Below are 18,028 nucleotides of genomic sequence, written 5' to 3' on the forward strand. Positions count from 1 at the left end.
ATGTGTCTCTAGATTAAGAGACCACTTAACGGGTTCGCAACTGTTCTTGCTGGGCCCGCGCCACTGCACTGGGGGGCATTTTAGCTGCTAACACCTGCAGTAAAGACAAGGCTTTATTCTTAGTCGCCTCGTCCGCAAATACATCGTTATATAACCAGTGATAGGCCATCTCGTAATCCCTAGGACTACCATAACCTTCACCGAATAAACGAACTAACATCATACGAGCGGATAAACTGCCACTTGCAGCCGCAGGCAGTAAATAATGCACTGCTCTGTCTTTATTGCGGATGACAAATTTCCCACTCTGATAATACTCGGCAAGCTTTAACATCGCTTCTGAGCTACCTTGTTCGGCCGAGTCACGTAACAAAGCAATACCCTTCACAGGGTTAGCCTTCACACACGTTCCATGATTGAGCATTTCGCCCCAAAGGAATTGATATAAAGGCTGTTTTAAGACTTGGGCTCGCGCCTCAATGTCTTGGACTAACTGGCAATCATCACGTTTCACTTTCGCTAAGTATTGATTGCTACGGATCAAATCAAGCAATTGATCTTGACTATAAATATCCACCGCCTGCGTTTCAGCAAAGCACATTGAAGATACTAAAGGCAGTAGCGCAACGAGTGCTGTACGTAGCATAACGACTCTCAATGACAGTAGGATGAATACTTGCATCGGCAGTATAACCTATTTCTTGAGCTTGAGCTGAATTTCTAACCGCAGAATAAAACAGAGAAAGGCATAAAGAAGCAGAGAAAAAGGCCGTGAAACACGGCCTTAACAGATCTTAATTGAACGGATTAACCAAAATCATGGTTTCGTTACGATCAGGACCCGTAGAGATAATGTCGATTGGTGTTTCTAATAACTCTTCAAGACGCTTGATATAATTGATCGCTGCTTGAGGCAGTTGCTCAATTGATGTCGCGCCAAAAGTCGACTCGCTCCAACCCGGCATAGTTTCATAAACCGGCGTAACCAGTTCATAACCTTCAGCGGCCAGCGGAGTGACTTTAGAGATAGTGCCATCAGGATTCTGATAACCGACACAAATCTTCACTTCTTTCAGACCATCAAGTACATCTAACTTAGTCAAGCAGAAGCCGCTAACACTGTTGATTTGAACTGCGCGGCGCATTGCTACAGCATCCAACCAACCTGGACGACGCTTACGACCCGTTGTTGCACCAAACTCATGACCTTTAGTACCTAAATGATCACCGACTTCACATAATAGTTCAGTTGGGAATGGACCTGCACCTACGCGAGTGGTGTAAGCCTTCATGATACCTAAGACATAGTCTAAGTGACGCGGACCAAAACCTGAACCCGTCGCAACACCACCGGCAGTGGTATTTGAAGAGGTTACAAATGGGTATGTTCCGTGGTCAATGTCGAGTAATGTACCTTGAGCGCCTTCGAACAGAATTGGCTCACCGGCTTTACGTGCAGTATCCAATAGTTCAGTCACATCAACACACATGCTCTTCAGATAATCGGCCATAGCCAAAGCATCTGCTAGCGTTTGCTCGTAATCAACCGCTTCGACTTGATAGTACTCTGTCAGCATAAAGTTATGATATTTCATAACTTCTTTCAGCTTTTCAGCAAACAGTTCAGCATTGAACAGGTCGCCTACTCGCAGACCGCGACGAGAGATCTTGTCTTCATACGCAGGTCCAATACCACGGCCAGTTGTACCAATAGCTTTATTACCGCGCGCTTTTTCACGGGCAATATCAAGGGCACAATGGAAGGGAAGGATCAGCGGACACGCTTCAGAGATCAACAGACGTTCCTCAACAGGAACTCCACGATCTTTCAGCATGTTGATCTCTTTCATCAGGGCGTCAGGTGCAAGCACCACACCGTTGCCAATAATGCATTTCACATTATCGCGCAGGATACCCGATGGGATCAGATGAAGAACGGTTTTTTCACCGTCGATAACCAAGGTATGACCAGCATTGTGGCCGCCTTGATAGCGCACTACATATTTTGCCTGTTCTGTTAGAAGGTCGACAATCTTACCTTTTCCTTCGTCACCCCATTGGGTGCCGAGAACAACTACGTTTTTGCCCATTATTTGCTGCAAGGTTGCGGTTAAAAAAGAATTTTAACAGATCTTAGTTAATAAGGGCAAGCAGGCTATTTTTTACGCAAAAATAACCCAAATCACGACTCCAGCAGTGACTAATGCCCCACCAAGTCGCTGGATAACTTGCTGATTTTGATGGGAGAGTTCATTTAAATAACGACGCCATTTATTTGGGAATAATAATGGCCCAAGGCCTTCCAAAACCAACACAAGTGCCACTGCTAGCATAAAAATTTGAAAAGTCATGCTTACCTCAAACTCACTCGCTTAATATAAATTTATTGTATATCAGCATACTCCAACCAAAGAGTTTTCTTATACCGTCAATTTTTAGCCAATAAAAAACCCAGCATAGGCTGGGTTTTTTGATATTCCAAAAACGAATTAACGCTTAGAGAATTGTGGCTTACGACGTGCTTTACGTAGACCCACTTTCTTACGCTCAACTTTACGAGCGTCACGGGTAACGAAACCAGCAGAACGAAGTGATGGACGCAGTGCTTCATCTAATTGCATCAGAGCACGGGTAATACCGTGACGGATTGCGCCTGCTTGGCCAGTGATACCACCGCCTTTAACAGTTACATAGATGTCCAGCTTGTCAGTCATTTCAACTAACTCTAAAGGTTGACGAACAACCATACGAGCAGTTTCACGACCAAAATACTGATCCAAAGGACGTTGATTTACAACGATGTTGCCACTACCTGCTTTAGCGAAAACGCGAGCTGTAGAGGTTTTGCGACGGCCAGTGCCGTAGTACTGAGTTGCAGCCATTTGCTTAATCCCGTTTAGATATCAAGAACTTGAGGTTGTTGTGCAGTGTGGTTATGTTCTGCGCCAGCGTAAACTTTCAGTTTACGGAACATGGCACGGCCCAGAGGACCTTTTGGTAACATACCCTTAACTGCTTTCTCGATGATCATTTCTGGCTTTTGCGCTTGCAGCTTTTCAAAGCTGATTTGCTTAATGCCACCAGGGAAGCCTGAATGCGAGTAGTACGTTTTGCCTTTCGCTTTGTTACCAGTAACAGTCACTTTTTCAGCATTAACAACGATGATGTAATCACCGGTATCAACGTGTGGAGTGTATTCTGGCTTATGCTTACCGCGTAAACGGACAGCGATTTCAGTAGCGATACGACCTAAAGTTTTGCCGTCTGCGTCGACGACGAACCAGTCACGAGTTACAGTTTCTGGTGTAGCAGTAAAAGTCTTCATTATTACAAAAACCCAAAGTTAATTTTCTGTCTCACATGCTGTCTGCATTTGCAAACAACACAAAATTGCCTTTTTAGTACCCCTTCGAGCACCGACTTCGGCTTACAACTTCCGCCCAATTGGCGGAGTAACGTGGGCAGGTGGCGGAGTATAGACAAAGCTGAGTTAAAAATCACCTGATATTTTGATAAAAATTATAAAATATCGACCAATTGGACTTGTCATCCTAAGGATTAACAAGCCTCTGGTGATTTAAGGCCGCAGCTAATGCAAAACTCTTACACTACTGGGTTACGGCAGGTGTTCGGTTTTTAAATAATCGTGGGATTGCATCTCAATTAAGCGTGAACGGCAACGCCTAAATTCGAAGTTAAGCAAACCATCGGCATAAATATCTTCGAGTGGCACTTGAGCCGATACAATCAGCTTTACATTGCGCTCGTAAAATTCGTCGACCATAGCTAAAAAACGTCTGGCGATGTCATCGCCAGTCAAAAAGGCGCCCATTTGTTCTATGCCACTCACGAGGACAGTGTGATAAATCCGCGCAAGTTCCATGTAATCACGCTGGCTTCGTGGACCATCACAGAGCGCTCTAAAATCGGCCAACAATACGCCCTGCGCCTGCTGCCGAATACTAATACTGCGGCCTTCTATTTCGATGTCACCAGTAAGCACCTCAGACTCAGGCGCTAACTGACTAAAATAACGTATCAGATTGGCATCAGCTTGTGCATCTAACGGATGATGATAAATCTCTGCTTGCTCAAGGGTACGCAATCGATAGTCAATGCCAGAATCCACATTGAGTACTTCACAATGTTGATTAATTAAGGCTATCGCAGGTAAGAAACGTGCGCGCTGTAAGCCATTTTTATATAAGTCGTCGGGGATAATATTCGAAGTTGCAACCAGCACAACGCCTTCTTTAAATAACGCTTGAAACAGCGTACCTAATAGCATGGCATCGGTAATATCAGAGACAAAGAATTCATCGAAACAGATAACGCGATATTTTGCAGCCATCTTTTTCGCAATCACCAACAAAGGATCGCGAACGCCTTTTAACTCATCCAAATCTAAATGCAATTGATGCATAAAGCGGTGGAAGTGAGCCCGCAATTTTTGTTCACCAGGCAAGGCATCAAAAAAGGTATCCATCAGGTAGGTTTTACCGCGCCCAACTCCGCCCCAAAGATACAGGCCTTTAGGTGATGCTGGTGCCGATTTTAAGCCTAATGCGCTAAACAATTTCCCCACAATAGAACTCGGTTCTTCTGCCGTAGTTAAGTCTTCATAGACGCGTTGTAACGCCTTAACGGCAATTTCTTGAGCCGGATCATGGGAAAAACCATCACGAGTAAGATCTTTTTGATAATGCTGCCAAGGGCTTAACTGAGGCACGTTTAAATTCTCTTATGTCCTTTACTAAAACTGTGACGATATTAGCACGGCCAATATGACGCAGGATATATTAATGCAGAATACGACTTTTACCTTAACGCTAAACTGCATACAAACGTCTAATAAGCCTCTATGCTGTAGGTCATTTTAATCGGCAAAATCTGCTGATATTAGGGCTTGAAAAATCCTAATCTCGCCCACAGATTTCTGTTCAGCAACAAGTATGAAACAGCCGACAAAATAGGCTAAAAAAATTAACATTTATTAATATAATGAACTTTTTCAATAAGGTGCGAGTCAGAGTGATTACCTAGGCAAATAGCCGGTACCGATACAGATTTGATCTGGCACTCGCACGATTGCTGATGCATTACATCCAGATCTTTCAACCCTTATTTGGAGTTATGAATAGATGAAAACAAAATTATCTGTACTTTCAGCCGCAATGTTAGCCGCGACCCTGACTATAATGCCTGTCGTCTCACAGGCCGCCATTCCACAGACGGTTGAGGGACAATCCATTCCAAGTCTTGCGCCTATGCTTGAGCGTACGACGCCCGCAGTCGTATCAGTAGCGGTAACGGGGACTCATGTTTCTAAGCAAAGAGTACCTGATGTTTTCCGTTACTTTTTCGGCCCTAATGCGCCACAAGAGCAAGTGCAAGAACGTCCTTTTAGAGGCTTAGGCTCAGGCGTCATTATTGACGCAGAAAAAGGCTATATCGTCACGAACAACCATGTGATTGACGGTGCTGATGATATTCAAGTTGGTCTTCATGACGGCCGTGAAGTAAAAGCAAAACTGATTGGTACTGACTCAGAGTCAGATATCGCATTATTGCAAATTGAAGCGAAAAATCTCGTCGCAATCAAAGCCTCTGATTCCGATGATTTACGCGTAGGTGACTTTGCCGTTGCCATTGGTAACCCCTTCGGTTTAGGTCAAACCGTCACCTCGGGCATTGTTAGTGCTTTAGGCCGTAGCGGCTTAGGCATTGAAATGCTGGAAAACTTTATTCAAACCGATGCCGCGATTAACAGTGGTAACTCGGGTGGCGCACTCGTCAATCTTAACGGCGAGTTAATTGGGATTAACACGGCAATCGTAGCACCGGGTGGCGGTAACGTCGGTATTGGCTTTGCCATCCCTGCTAATATGGTGAAAAACCTCGTGGCACAAATTGCCGAACACGGAGAAGTACGCCGCGGTGTATTAGGTATTTCGGGACGTGATCTCGATAGCCAACTCGCACAAGGTTTCGGTTTAGACACTCAACACGGCGGCTTCGTGAATGAAGTAGCCAAGGGCAGTGCCGCAGAGAAGGCTGGTATAAAAGCAGGTGATATTATCATCAGCGTTGATGGCCGTGGTATTAAGTCATTCCAAGAACTGCGGGCTAAAGTCGCCACTATGGGTGCAGGTGCTAACGTTGAGTTAGGACTCATCCGTGACGGTGATAAGAAAACAGTTAAAGTGACCTTAGGTGAAGCGAGCCAAACCAGTGAAACAGCGGCTGGTGCCGTGCATCCTATGCTGCAAGGTGCGTCCTTAGAAAACTCATCTAAGGGCATTGAAATTACCGATGTCGCACAAGGCTCACCCGCGGCCATGAGTGGCTTATTAAAAGGAGATGTAATTGTCGGTATTAACCGCACTGCGATTAAAGATCTTAAGACACTGAAAGCACAACTTAAAGATCAAGAAGGTGCCGTTGCACTGAAGATAATGCGTGATAAGAGCATGTTATATTTAGTCCTACGTTAATCGACAAAATAGGCCATTTTTTCTGCCATAGATAAGCATAGGGAGCTTAGGTTCCCTATGCTTACATCGATTAAACATGTTAATCTAACTCACCTTTTTCTAGATCCATCCTGCCATGACTATAAAAGACACTCTGTTATATCTCGGTAAAGCCACCCTTTTCGGCCTTATCATGGCGGCCATGTTTTTATTGGTGACACGTTATTTCGATAACCAATCCCTCGGTAGTAGTCTGCTACAAACCCGTGCCAACAACACAGTCGAGCTATCCTTTGCCAAGGCGGTACGCCGTGCAGCTCCTGCGGTTGTGAATATTTATAGCCTCAGCATAGATCAGAACCGCCCACTTAATTCAGGCTCACTTCAAGGTCTAGGTTCTGGGGTGATAATGAGTAAAGAAGGTTATATTCTCACTAATTATCATGTCATTAAGAAAGCCGATGAGATTGTTGTCGCCCTGCAAGATGGACGCAAATTTACCTCTGAAGTGGTTGGCTTCGATCCTGAAACCGATTTATCGGTACTTAAAATTGAAGGCGATAACTTACCGATTGTCCCCGTTAATCTCGACAGTCCGCCTCAAGTCGGTGATGTCGTACTCGCTATTGGTAATCCCTACAATTTAGGCCAGACCATTACCCAAGGCATCATCAGTGCCACGGGGCGTAACGGCTTAAGTTCAGGTTACTTAGACTTCCTACAAACCGATGCAGCGATTAATGCAGGTAACTCGGGTGGCGCACTCATTGACACTAACGGCAGCCTTATTGGTATTAATACCGCAGCATTCCAAGTGGGTGAAGAAGGTGGCGGCCATGGGATTAACTTCGCTATCCCGATTAAATTAGCCCACAGCATTATGGGTAAGTTGATTAAAAATGGTCGAGTGATCCGTGGCGCTTTAGGAATTTCTGGCGAGCCGATTAATCCTGTCGTGGCACAAATCCTTAATCTACCCGATCTCAAAGGTGTGCTCGTTACGGGTGTCGATCCTAATGGCCCTGCGGCCCGTGCCCTGCTAATGCCAAGGGATGTGATTATTAAATACGATGGTGAAGATGTGCCAGGCGTTGAGATGCTAATGGACCGCATCGCTGAAACCACACCGGGTAAGAAAGTGATGATGACTGTGATACGCCAAGGTAAACAACAAGAGTTACCTGTGATTATCGATGAGAAGGTTGTGATCGATAACTAGAGTGTCACTTAGTATTACGCGCTCAACTGCAGAAAACAAAAAACCAGCTTTTAGCTGGTTTTTTAATGATGCAAAATTAGCTTAAGTCAGTAACAGATCACTGAATACGCACAACCTGTGCGCCTAAACCTTGAAACTTATTCTCAATATGCTCATAGCCACGATCTAAGTGATAGATACGATCGACAATCGTCTTACCATCGGCCACTAAGCCAGCAATCACTAGACTCGCTGACGCACGTAAATCCGTCGCCATGACCTGAGCACCACTTAAAGATTCAATCCCTTGAATGATGCAGGTGTTGCCTTCAAGCTCCATGGTAGCGCCCATACGGATAAGTTCAGGCACATGCATAAAACGATTTTCGAAGATAGTCTCAGTTATGGTTGCCGTACCTTGTGCTAAGGCATTGAGTACACAAAACTGCGCCTGCATATCGGTTGGGAAACCAGGATAAGGTGCCGTCTTGATATTCACCGCCTTCGGACGTTTACCCTGCATATCGAGCTCAATCCAATCTTCGCCCGTAGTAATCGTCGCGCCTGCATCTTCAAGTTTTGCGATAACCGACTCCAGTGAAGCAGGATCGGCTTTTAAACAACGAATACGACCACGGGTCACCGCGGCAGCAACGAGGAAGGAACCGGTTTCGATACGATCTGGCATAACTCGGTAATTGCAGCCCTGTAAACGCTCAACCCCTTGAATACGCAATGTCGCACTGCCTACACCAGTGATTTTTGCACCCATGGCAATTAAGCAATTAGCGAGATCGATCACTTCAGGTTCGCGTGCCGCGTTTTCAATCACGGTTTCGCCATCGGCTAATGCTGCGGCCATCAGTAAGTTTTCGGTGGCACCAACACTCACCATGTCCATAAAGATATGTGCGCCTTTAAGACGACCATCAACACGGGCCTTGATATAACCTTCTTTCACTTCAATCTTGGCGCCCATCATTTCGAGGCCATGTAAGTGCAAGTTCACTGGTCTTGCGCCAATGGCACAGCCGCCAGGCAATGACACATCAGCCGTACCATAACGAGCCAATAACGGCCCTAAGATCAAGATAGAAGCACGCATGGTTTTCACTAGATCATAGGGAGCGCAAAACTCATTCAGATTAGTGGTAGAAATACGGATCTGTCCGTCACCGAGTTCAGTCACTTCAGCGCCGAGACAGCGTAATAACTTACAGCTCGTACTCACATCACGTAGATTGGGCACGTTAGAAACCACAAAATCGGTTTCAGCCAATACACCCGCCATCAGAATAGGCAAAGCTGCATTTTTAGCACCTGAAATAATCACATCACCGGCAAGCGGGGGGCTTGCCTGAATTGTTAGTTTATCCACTTTTCCTCACTAGCTAGGCATGTTGAAAACTTTTTCGCGTTTCCATTGAGTCGGCGTGAAAGTTTTGATCGTTAATGCATGTAATTCACCGCTGGCAATGTGTGCCGTCAACGGTGCATAAATGGCTTGTTGCTGTTTGACTCGGCTCATACCATCGAAGCATTCACCTACGGCGATCACTTTATAATGGCTACCATCCGAGCTAGCGTGAACTTCTTCAAGCCCTAACGCATCACGTAAAATCTGTTCAATTAAGCTGCATTCCATGAAATCTATTACCCTATTCTCAATGCGCTTCTTCGGTAAAGAAGGCATCTAAATCATATAAATCAATTAGTTTTTTAAGTTGTGGTGAAGCAGAACTCAATACAAGTTGGCTGCGATGTTCACGCACTAACGCCAGCAAAAATGCCATGCCAGCGCTATCACTGTATTCGAGCCCAGACAGAGACAATATCTGGGTTGACTCATTTAGCAGTTGTTGCCGCTGTGGCCAAAGTGTAATGACATCGGCTTGGGTTATGCGCCCTTTAAGATGACAAACTGTCCCCTGTTGCACAAATTCAATCACGACTGTGACTTCCCAGACTTAGCCTTCATGACCACTTTCTCTTTAGTGCGATCTTCGAGCATCTTAATCACGGGATCGATACCCTGTTGGCGAATTAGATTAGAGATTTCCGACTGCTTAGAAGACAGTAAGCTCACACCTTCGGCAACTAAATCAAATGCCTTCCATGAGTCATCCTTTAAACGGCGCGCCTTAAACAATAGTTTAATCGGTGGGCGACCGGCTTCGATGATCTGCACGTTTACATCGACCATTTTCTCTTTGCTGAAATCAATCCCAGGTGAGAATTCCACTTTTTGATTAGTATATTCAGTAAAGGCTTGGGCATAAGTAGAGATTAAATAACCTTCAAAAGCATTGACGAAACGATTGCGTTGCTCTTCGGTTGAATCCTTAAGATATTGGCCTAATACCTTATAAGAAGCGTATTTATAATCGACATAAGGCATGAGTTCTTCACGAACAATCACCTTTAAATGGTCTGAATTTGCGTCGATTAATGCTTTATCTTTGTGAAAACGATCGAAGGTTTTATTGGCAACGGCTTTCACCATGGCATACGGATCTGTCGTATCGACAACCACATCAGCGGCAACTGCGCTCGTTGCCCCTAAAACCATCACTAACGGCAATAAAAAACGAGATAAGTTTTTAAACATAGCGGTAACCCCTATTTATCCTTCGAACCCATACTATATAAGAACTGACCAATCAGCTCCTCCAACACTAATGCCGAACGAGTGTCGTCAATCTTATCGCCATCTTTCAGCATACTGACATCATCGTCGACAAAACCCGGTGTTAACCCTAAGAATTGTTCGCCCAACAAACCCGAAGTCAAAATGGCTAAACTACTGGTTTCAGGGAATTTATCGTAACGCTTGTCCATCACTAATGTGACCACAGCCACTAACTTAACTGGGTCTAAATCTATGCTGCTCACTCGGCCAACGACAACACCGCCAACCTTGACTGGCGAACGCACCTTCAAACCACCAATGTTGGTAAAATTGGCTTGTATGGTATAAGTGCTATCGCTGCTTTTCACTTCAATATTGGCGACGTTAAAGACTAAGACCAAAAAAGCGGCCAATCCTGTTAAAAGAAACACACCCACTAATAATTCAATTTTTCGTGTCAACATGTTCAGCTACCACTCTGTTAATCCATCTAACCTGTGTCGAAATCCGCAGTGTTCCGTTAGCGGCCAAACATCAGGGCTGTCAGTAAAAAATCCAATGCCAATACAGCGAGGCTCGACTGAACGACAGTCTGGGTCGTTGCACGGCTGATGCCTTCCGGATTTGGGATCACTTGATAACCGCGATATAACGCAATCCAAGTGACCACTACGGCAAACACACCACTTTTGATCAAGCAGTTAACTATGTCCTGACGCCATTCGACAGACGCCTGCAGAATCGACCAAAACGCACCACTGTCGATCCCTTTCCATTCCACGCCAACAAGGTGCCCGCCATAAATACCTACAGCGGTAAACATCAACGCCAGCAATGGCATACTGATCACTCCAGCCCAAAAGCGCGGTGCAATAATCTGCCTTAATGGGTCAATCGCCATCATTTCTAAACTGGAAAGCTGCTCAGTGCTTTTCATTAAACCAATTTCAGCGGTTAATGCTGAACCCGCCCGTCCCGCAAACAATAACGCGGTAACAACTGGCCCTAACTCACGCAGTAAACTGAGCGCCACCATAGGACCTAAGCTTTCTTCGGTGCCAAAACCAACTAAGATGTTATAGCCTTGCAGTGCGAGCACCATGCCGATAAAGAGTCCTGAGACTAAAATAATCACCATGGATTGCACACCGACCACATAAATCTGGCGCACTAATAATGGAAAACCTTTACGCACGCGTGGCCAGCGAAAAATCGCACCCCACAGCATAAGGCCTGCACGGCCAAAACCGAGCACTAGCTCAATCGCGCTGCGGCCTAAGTCGGCAATACTGTCGATTAACTTCACTTGCCAACTCCTTTTGCCATTAATTCTTGCTGGTAATCATTTGCCGGATAATGGAACGGCACAGGGCCGTCCGGAGCACCTTGAATAAACTGTTTCAGCTGCGGATTATCAGCGTACTTTAATTCTTCAGGGGTACCGTGGGCGATGACTTTTTTGTCAGCCACCACATATACATAATCGGCAATGCCAAGCACTTCATCCACATCGTGGGACACTACAATTGAAGTCAGATTCAGCGCATCGGATAACTCACGAATAAGCTTTACTAACACGCCCATCGATATTGGGTCTTGCCCTGCAAAAGGCTCATCGTACATCACCATTTCAGGTTCAAGCGCTATGGCTCTAGCCAATGCGGCGCGGCGTTGCATACCACCGGACAACTCGCTTGGCATCATCTGAGCGGCACCACGTAAACCTACGGCTTCAAGCTTCATCAGCACGATAGTGCGAATAATGTCTTCAGGCAGTCCAGAATGTTCACGCAGTGCAAACGCCACGTTATCGAACACATTAATGTCGGTAAACAGCGCGCCACTTTGAAACAGCATGCTCATCCGCTTACGCAGACTAAATAATTCATTACGACTCACGCCATGGATATCGTGACCGTCGAATAACACTTGTCCATGGTCAGGCGTTAATTGGCCGCCAATCAATTTCAACAGGGTCGTTTTGCCTATGCCGCTCGGCCCCATGATCGCCGTCACCTTGCCCCTTGGAATGGACAGGCTAATATCTTCATATATCACACGCTGACCGCGGCTAAACCCCAAATTACGGATCTCAACCAACGGCGTTTGTTCTTGAGTCATGCTTGATTCCGACATTTGCAAATGAGGTGATCCTAGTCTTCCGAGACTGACCAATCGAAGAGCCGCAAATTGTACGTAATTGCGCTTTAACCTACAACCGAATCGACACTATCGCCCTGCGATACTTTCAATTTGCCTCATTTACAGCGAAAATGCGCCCTAAGTTTTCACTCTGCACAGGTAAAATGTTACTTAATGTTTTCAACCTGGTTGCAGAATTGGCAGTATTGGCTAATTCGTTCGCACTTAGCTCACTCTTTGCCCACTTTTATCGGGGAGAGTCGATACGCAATTGCGCAATAGAGGCATCCCATAGGGTAATACCCGCTGCGATATGGAATAAATCCATTGAAATAAACGACAAAGACGATGATATTGCTCAAGACCTTCTGCCGCTAAACACGTTATTGTGCGTGAATAGCTAACGCAGCTGAACTTGACGAGTCGGATCAATCGCTCTAGCCTGCCGCAATTGTTTTGCTGTTTTCGGTAATTAACCACAGCAAGACATAAGCTAAATTGTCTGAAAACAAACTAATACTTGGCAGAAAGCCTATTACATATCATCTTTATCGCGTACCAAATTGTGCTATTCCAATCCCATCAATGGGGCGACAAAGACAATGCAAAAAGAGAGATAGACATGGTAGACAAATCACAACTGCGCCAATGGGGTTGTAAAGTTATCGACATTGAAAAGTCAGCCCTAGACAATCTTTATCAATATGTTGATTCGGCTGAATTTGCAGCAGCTTGCGAGTTGATCCTCAACTGCACAGGCAAAGTGATTGTCATGGGAATGGGCAAATCGGGCCATATCGGCAATAAGATTTCAGCCACCCTCGCCAGCACAGGAACGCCCGCATTTTTTGTGCATCCGGGTGAAGCCAGCCACGGCGATCTGGGTGTATTGGCCGATAACGATGTGATTTTAGCGATTTCAAATTCCGGTGAGTCGAGCGAAATCCTCACCTTAATGCCGGTCATCCAACGTATGGGCGTGCCCGTTATCGCGGTAACAGGTAAACCCGAATCGAATATGGCGCGATTATCTAAAGTACATTTATGTATTGAAGTCCCAGAAGAGGCTTGCCCACTTGGACTTGCTCCAACGTCGAGCACTACCGCGACCTTAGTGATGGGCGATGCGATTGCCATTGCGCTACTACAAGCTAAAGGCTTTACCCGTGATGACTTTGCAATGTCCCATCCTGGCGGTGCTTTAGGACGCAAGTTATTGTTAAAAGTCTGCGATGTCATGCACAGCGGTGATGACTTACCGCTCGTTAACCACGATATTTGCATCACAGAAGCTCTGTACGAAATCTCCAAGAAAGGCTTAGGCATGACGGCGATTATTGATGATCAGCGCAAGCTGGTTGGTATCTTCACCGACGGTGATTTACGCCGCGTTATTGATGCCGAAGTGAATTTACGCACGACGCCCATTGCCGATGTGATGACACGTAACTGCGTCACGATCACGGATAATGTGTTGGCCGCCCAAGCACTGCAAGTGATGGACTCAAAAAACATCAACGGATTAATTGTTATTGATAAAGACCGCCATCCTATCGGCGCTCTTAACATGCTAGACATGGTTAAAGCAGGAGTCATTTAATGCCACAGCAAGGATTTTACGGCCCAATCAGTGATGATGTGTGGCAACGCGCGCAAAAGATTAAACTGTTGATTTGTGACGTCGATGGGGTGTTTTCCGACGGCCGTATTTACTTGAGCAATAGCGGCGAAGAGCTCAAAGCCTTCCATACCCGTGACGGTTATGGCGTGCGCTCACTCCTCACCAGCGGTTTCAACCTCGCCGTGATCACAGGGCGTCAATCCAAAATCGTTGAAAACCGTATGACAGCCCTTGGTGTTACCCATATTTACCAAGGCGTAGACAATAAGTTCGAGCCCTATGAAGCATTGCTCGCACTTTATGGTGTCACCCCAGAAGAAGTGGCTTATATCGGTGATGATATTGTCGATCTCCCCGTGATGAATGTCGTCGGTTTAGCGGTCAGTGTTGCTGACGGCCACCCCTATGTACGCCAACACGCCCATTTTGTGACTACGCTCAATGGTGGCCACGGTGCACTGCGTGAACTCACAGATCTGTTACTCCTAAGTCAAAATAAATTCACTTCGGCCCATGGAATGAGTATATGAGTCGTGTGACACTCGCAATTATCGCTTTTTTTGGAACTGCACTAGCGCTTTACTGGCAGGTCCAGAACAAACACAGCGGTGATTCCGATAACAGAGTAAAAGATCAAAATACCCCAGATTTCATCGTTGAAGATCTGCGCAGTGTTGAGTTCAATGAGCAAGGACTAGTGAATAGCCGTGTGACGGCGAAACACATGGAACATTATGATTCAACGAATCAAACTTTCTTTACTCAACCTGTTTATCTTGTTTATCCAGACCAAGGTAAAGCACAATGGCAGCTCAGGGCAGATCAGGGCAAGCTAAACAAGGAAACTGGCAAGGTTGTATTAGAAAATAATGTTATTATCGATGCCATTAGCCCAGAAGAACCGATTCAGACCTTGTCCACCAGTTATCTGGAACTCGATCTCAACACTATGATAATGACCTCTGACCGTACCATTTACGTCACAGGGAAAGATTTTAATATTCAAGGCCAAGGCCTTTATGCCGACCTCAACGCGCAAGAAGTGCAATTGACCAGTCAGGTAGTAGGAACATATGAAGCAAAATAACGTATTACTTGCCAGCCTAATGCTAATTATGAGCATGAGTGCTTTCGCGAAAGTGGGCGACTTAAAGCAAGAAGTCAAAATTAAAGCTGTGAGCCAAACTGCGGATATCAAAAACAACCAGATTATCTTCTTTGGTCCGGTGGAAGTTACCCAAGGCTCAATAAAAATCCAAGCAAATGAACTGCGTGCATTTTCCGCTGAAGGTGAAAATAGCAAAACTTTAGTCGCCACAGGCAACCCTGCTACGTATAGCCAGATATTAGACGATGGCCGTCCTGCATCGGCTAGCGCGAAAGAAATTCGTTACGATATGGCAAGCCGCACCTTAACTCTGAAAGGTATGGCGTCATTAGATCAAGCAGGTAGCCAAGTTACAGGCAATTTAATCCGCTATAACATGATTCAACAGAAATTGATGGCCGAGAGTACTGGCAGTGGTGACGATCGCGTAATCACTATTATTCAGCCTGAAAACTATCAAGATGATGCTAAATCAGACGCTCCGGCGGATAAACCTGTAAAAAAGCAGGACTCTAAATGACCCAAATCACCTTAAGAGCACAAAATCTGGCGAAAAGTTACAAGAGTCGCCAAGTGGTTAAAGACGTCAGTCTGACGGTAAAAACCGGTCAAGTCGTTGGCCTACTCGGTCCAAACGGTGCAGGTAAAACCACGACCTTTTACATGGTTGTCGGGCTAGTGAAGAGCGATAAGGGACATATCTTTATCGACGATGATGATTTAACCGCAGATCCTATGCATCTGCGTGCCCGCAAAGGCATAGGTTACTTACCGCAAGAAGCCAGTATCTTTCGTAAGCTAACTGTTCATGACAACATCATGGCCGTACTGCAAACTCGTAAAGAACTTAAAAACGAAGAACGAGAAGAAGAACTAGAACATCTGCTCGAAGAGTTTCATATCACCCACATCCGTGACAGCCAAGGCATGTCATTGTCGGGTGGCGAACGTCGTCGCGTCGAAATTGCGCGGGCTTTAGCCGCTAATCCTAAGTTCATTTTGCTCGATGAACCGTTTGCCGGCGTCGATCCTATTTCGGTTATCGACATCAAGAAGATTATCGAACAACTCAAAAGTCGCGGCCTTGGCGTACTGATCACAGACCATAATGTCCGCGAGACATTAGATGTATGTGAACATGCTTATATTGTGAGTCACGGAAACCTGATTGCCGAAGGAACTCCAGCAGAGATCTTAGACAATCAGCAAGTTAGGGCTGTGTACTTAGGTGAACAATTCAGGCTATAGTTAATCGAGCGAAGCCAATGGAGGCAATTTATACCGCCATTGGGCTTCACTCAAGATAATAATAAGCGACCTCATCCAACAATAATAACGTAGGGATCAGCGGTAACATGAAAGCGTCACTCCAGCTCAAACTGGGTCAACAGTTAACCATGACGCCACAACTACAACAGGCTATACGTCTGTTGCAACTGTCGTCATTAGAACTGCAGCAAGAGATCCAGCAAGCATTAGATTCTAATCCCCTTCTCGAGCTGGAAGAGGATCAATTCGACGCCACTAAAACCCCTGTAAACCAAACGCTATCCGATACGGATTTCAGTGAATCTAGCACTCTGCCACCAGAAAAAGACAGCTCCACCATAGATACGGCAGAGTCGCTAACCAAAGAATCCATGCCCGATGAGCTCCCCATGGACACCACATGGGATGAAGTGTTTACCGCCTCCCCAAACTCAGGCCCCGGCGGCAGTCGTGAAGACGATATGCCCTTCCAAGGCGAGACCAGTGAAGGTTTGTACGAACACTTAGAATGGCAAAAAAACCTCACGCCGTTTTCTGAAACCGATTTAGCCATTGCCACCGCCATTATTGATGCCATCGACGATCAGGGCTATCTCACCCAAAGCACTGAAGAAATTCTCGAAGCCATGGGCAATCCTGAAGTTGAGCTTGACGAAGTCGAAGCCGTACTCAAGCGTATTCAGCATTTTGATCCCATAGGCGTTGCCGCCCGCGATTTAAGTGAATGCCTGCTGATCCAACTGTCGCATTTCGCCGCTGATACTCCCAACCTAGAAAACGCCCGTATGCTGATCAAAGATCATTTAGATCTGATCGCCGCCCGTGATTTTAGGTTATTGATGCGTAAGACTAAATTAAAAGAAGATGAATTAAGGGATGGTATAGCACTTATCCAAACCCTCAATCCTCGCCCAGGTTTGTTGATCACGCCCAATAATGACGAATACGTTATCCCAGATGTGTCTGTGTCGAAGAAAAATGGCCGCTGGGTCGTTGAGCTTAATCCTGACTGCATGCCAAAAATCAATGTAAATCAACATTATGCTTCTATGGCACGCAGTACCAAAAACCAAGCCGATAGCCAATTTATTCGCGGCCATCTGCAAGAGGCTAAATGGTTTATTAAGAGCTTAGAAAGCCGTAACGATACTTTGCTTAAAGTTGCTAATTGCATAGTGCAATATCAGCAAGGTTTCTTTGAGTATGGTGAAGAAGCCATGAAGCCTATGGTGCTTAACGATATTGCCGAAGCGGTAGAAATGCATGAGTCCACCATCTCACGGGTCACAACTCAAAAATACATGCATACCCCTAAGGGACTTTTTGAACTAAAATACTTCTTCTCTAGCCACGTCGGTACTGACGATGGTGGTGAGTGCTCATCCACAGCAATCAGAGCCTTTATAAAGAAACTGGTGGCAGCGGAAAACCAGAAAAAACCATTAAGCGATAGTAAGATGGCACAACTTCTGGCAGAACAAGGGATCAACGTAGCCCGCAGAACCATTGCGAAGTACCGAGAGGCTATGCTTATTCCACCTTCTAATCAGCGTAAAAGTTTATAACCTACAGTGGATATCGGAGGACG

General features: G+C 45.6%; 21 protein-coding genes. 8 read left to right on the top strand and 13 right to left on the bottom strand.

The window, feature by feature from the left end; all coding sequences use genetic code 11:
- Window positions 1–25: 25 nt before the first annotated feature.
- The 6 genes from motX to zapE all read right to left on the bottom strand — a co-directional run bounded on the left by motX (window position 26) and on the right by zapE (window position 4,729).
- A complete protein-coding gene (gene motX, locus HQQ92_RS16630; protein WP_113939975.1) occupies window positions 26–682 on the bottom strand; it encodes a flagellar protein MotX in 657 nt (218 codons plus the stop codon).
- Between the two features lie 112 nt (window positions 683–794).
- Entirely contained in the window at window positions 795–2,090 is a 1,296-nt protein-coding gene (locus tag HQQ92_RS16635; protein WP_028759421.1) for an adenylosuccinate synthase, read from the bottom strand.
- Between the two features lie 72 nt (window positions 2,091–2,162).
- On the bottom strand, window positions 2,163–2,351 hold the full coding sequence (locus HQQ92_RS16640; protein ID WP_105251404.1) for a DUF2065 domain-containing protein: 189 nt from the start codon (window positions 2,349–2,351) through the stop codon (window positions 2,163–2,165).
- 138 nt (window positions 2,352–2,489) lie between these two features.
- Window positions 2,490–2,882, bottom strand: coding sequence for a 30S ribosomal protein S9 (gene rpsI, locus HQQ92_RS16645; protein ID WP_006083052.1), 393 nt, complete (start codon window positions 2,880–2,882; stop codon window positions 2,490–2,492).
- Between the two features lie 14 nt (window positions 2,883–2,896).
- Complete coding sequence (rplM, locus tag HQQ92_RS16650) at window positions 2,897–3,325, bottom strand: 50S ribosomal protein L13 (RefSeq protein ID WP_105251403.1); 429 nt, start codon at window positions 3,323–3,325, stop codon at window positions 2,897–2,899.
- Window positions 3,326–3,616: 291 nt separating this feature from the next.
- On the bottom strand, window positions 3,617–4,729 hold the full coding sequence (gene zapE / locus HQQ92_RS16655) for a cell division protein ZapE (protein ID WP_168825494.1): 1,113 nt from the start codon (window positions 4,727–4,729) through the stop codon (window positions 3,617–3,619).
- 412 nt (window positions 4,730–5,141) lie between these two features.
- Between zapE and degQ the strand changes: the two genes are divergently transcribed.
- Entirely contained in the window at window positions 5,142–6,494 is a 1,353-nt protein-coding gene (gene degQ, locus HQQ92_RS16660; RefSeq protein ID WP_173246892.1) for a Do family serine endopeptidase DegQ, read from the top strand.
- A gap of 115 nt (window positions 6,495–6,609) precedes the next feature.
- The gene (degS, locus tag HQQ92_RS16665; RefSeq protein ID WP_105251400.1) at window positions 6,610–7,692 is read left to right on the top strand and encodes an outer membrane-stress sensor serine endopeptidase DegS; all 1,083 of its coding nucleotides are present in this window, start codon (window positions 6,610–6,612) and stop codon (window positions 7,690–7,692) included.
- A gap of 97 nt (window positions 7,693–7,789) precedes the next feature.
- On the opposite strand, the gene murA is transcribed toward degS, so the two are convergent.
- The 7 genes from murA to mlaF are packed head-to-tail and all read right to left on the bottom strand — an operon-like array spanning window position 7,790 to window position 12,421.
- Window positions 7,790–9,049, bottom strand: a complete 1,260-nt coding sequence (gene murA, locus HQQ92_RS16670) for a UDP-N-acetylglucosamine 1-carboxyvinyltransferase (protein ID WP_105251399.1) — start codon at window positions 9,047–9,049, stop codon at window positions 7,790–7,792.
- 9 nt (window positions 9,050–9,058) lie between these two features.
- Window positions 9,059–9,316 carry a BolA family protein gene (locus HQQ92_RS16675; RefSeq protein WP_006086065.1) on the bottom strand — a complete coding sequence of 86 codons (258 nt, stop codon included), beginning with the start codon at window positions 9,314–9,316 and terminating at the stop codon, window positions 9,059–9,061.
- A 19-nt stretch (window positions 9,317–9,335) separates the two neighbouring features.
- Complete coding sequence (locus HQQ92_RS16680; RefSeq protein WP_105251398.1) at window positions 9,336–9,620, bottom strand: lipid asymmetry maintenance protein MlaB; 285 nt, start codon at window positions 9,618–9,620, stop codon at window positions 9,336–9,338.
- Window positions 9,617–10,279, bottom strand: a complete 663-nt coding sequence (locus HQQ92_RS16685) for a phospholipid-binding protein MlaC (protein WP_105251397.1) — start codon at window positions 10,277–10,279, stop codon at window positions 9,617–9,619. Before HQQ92_RS16685 ends, HQQ92_RS16680 begins: the two co-directional genes overlap by 4 nt.
- Window positions 10,280–10,290: 11 nt before the next feature.
- Window positions 10,291–10,764, bottom strand: a complete 474-nt coding sequence (mlaD, locus tag HQQ92_RS16690; protein WP_028759401.1) for an outer membrane lipid asymmetry maintenance protein MlaD — start codon at window positions 10,762–10,764, stop codon at window positions 10,291–10,293.
- A 56-nt stretch (window positions 10,765–10,820) separates the two neighbouring features.
- Window positions 10,821–11,606: a lipid asymmetry maintenance ABC transporter permease subunit MlaE gene (gene mlaE, locus HQQ92_RS16695; protein WP_105251396.1), complete on the bottom strand. Its 786-nt coding sequence runs from the start codon at window positions 11,604–11,606 to the stop codon at window positions 10,821–10,823.
- Window positions 11,603–12,421: a phospholipid ABC transporter ATP-binding protein MlaF gene (gene mlaF, locus HQQ92_RS16700; protein WP_063882287.1), complete on the bottom strand. Its 819-nt coding sequence runs from the start codon at window positions 12,419–12,421 to the stop codon at window positions 11,603–11,605. Before mlaF ends, mlaE begins: the two co-directional genes overlap by 4 nt.
- Window positions 12,422–13,064: 643 nt before the next feature.
- Between mlaF and HQQ92_RS16705 the strand changes: the two genes are divergently transcribed.
- From HQQ92_RS16705 to HQQ92_RS16730, 6 genes are all read left to right on the top strand, one after another.
- Complete coding sequence (locus tag HQQ92_RS16705) at window positions 13,065–14,042, top strand: KpsF/GutQ family sugar-phosphate isomerase (protein ID WP_173246895.1); 978 nt, start codon at window positions 13,065–13,067, stop codon at window positions 14,040–14,042.
- Entirely contained in the window at window positions 14,042–14,593 is a 552-nt protein-coding gene (gene kdsC / locus HQQ92_RS16710) for a 3-deoxy-manno-octulosonate-8-phosphatase KdsC (protein WP_028759542.1), read from the top strand. The genes HQQ92_RS16705 and kdsC overlap by 1 nt, the downstream gene beginning before the upstream one ends.
- On the top strand, window positions 14,590–15,150 hold the full coding sequence (gene lptC / locus HQQ92_RS16715) for an LPS export ABC transporter periplasmic protein LptC (RefSeq protein WP_105251394.1): 561 nt from the start codon (window positions 14,590–14,592) through the stop codon (window positions 15,148–15,150). Before kdsC ends, lptC begins: the two co-directional genes overlap by 4 nt.
- Entirely contained in the window at window positions 15,137–15,691 is a 555-nt protein-coding gene (gene lptA / locus HQQ92_RS16720) for a lipopolysaccharide transport periplasmic protein LptA (RefSeq protein ID WP_105251393.1), read from the top strand. The genes lptC and lptA overlap by 14 nt, the downstream gene beginning before the upstream one ends.
- Window positions 15,688–16,419: an LPS export ABC transporter ATP-binding protein gene (gene lptB / locus HQQ92_RS16725; RefSeq protein ID WP_105251392.1), complete on the top strand. Its 732-nt coding sequence runs from the start codon at window positions 15,688–15,690 to the stop codon at window positions 16,417–16,419. Before lptA ends, lptB begins: the two co-directional genes overlap by 4 nt.
- Before the next feature lie 107 nt (window positions 16,420–16,526).
- The gene (locus tag HQQ92_RS16730; protein ID WP_105251391.1) at window positions 16,527–18,005 is read left to right on the top strand and encodes an RNA polymerase factor sigma-54; all 1,479 of its coding nucleotides are present in this window, start codon (window positions 16,527–16,529) and stop codon (window positions 18,003–18,005) included.
- Window positions 18,006–18,028 lie beyond the last annotated feature (23 nt).

Origin of the sequence: Shewanella sp. DC2-4, from assembly GCF_013248875.1 — a bacterium.
GTDB classification, from domain to species: Bacteria; Pseudomonadota; Gammaproteobacteria; order Enterobacterales; family Shewanellaceae; genus Shewanella; species Shewanella oncorhynchi.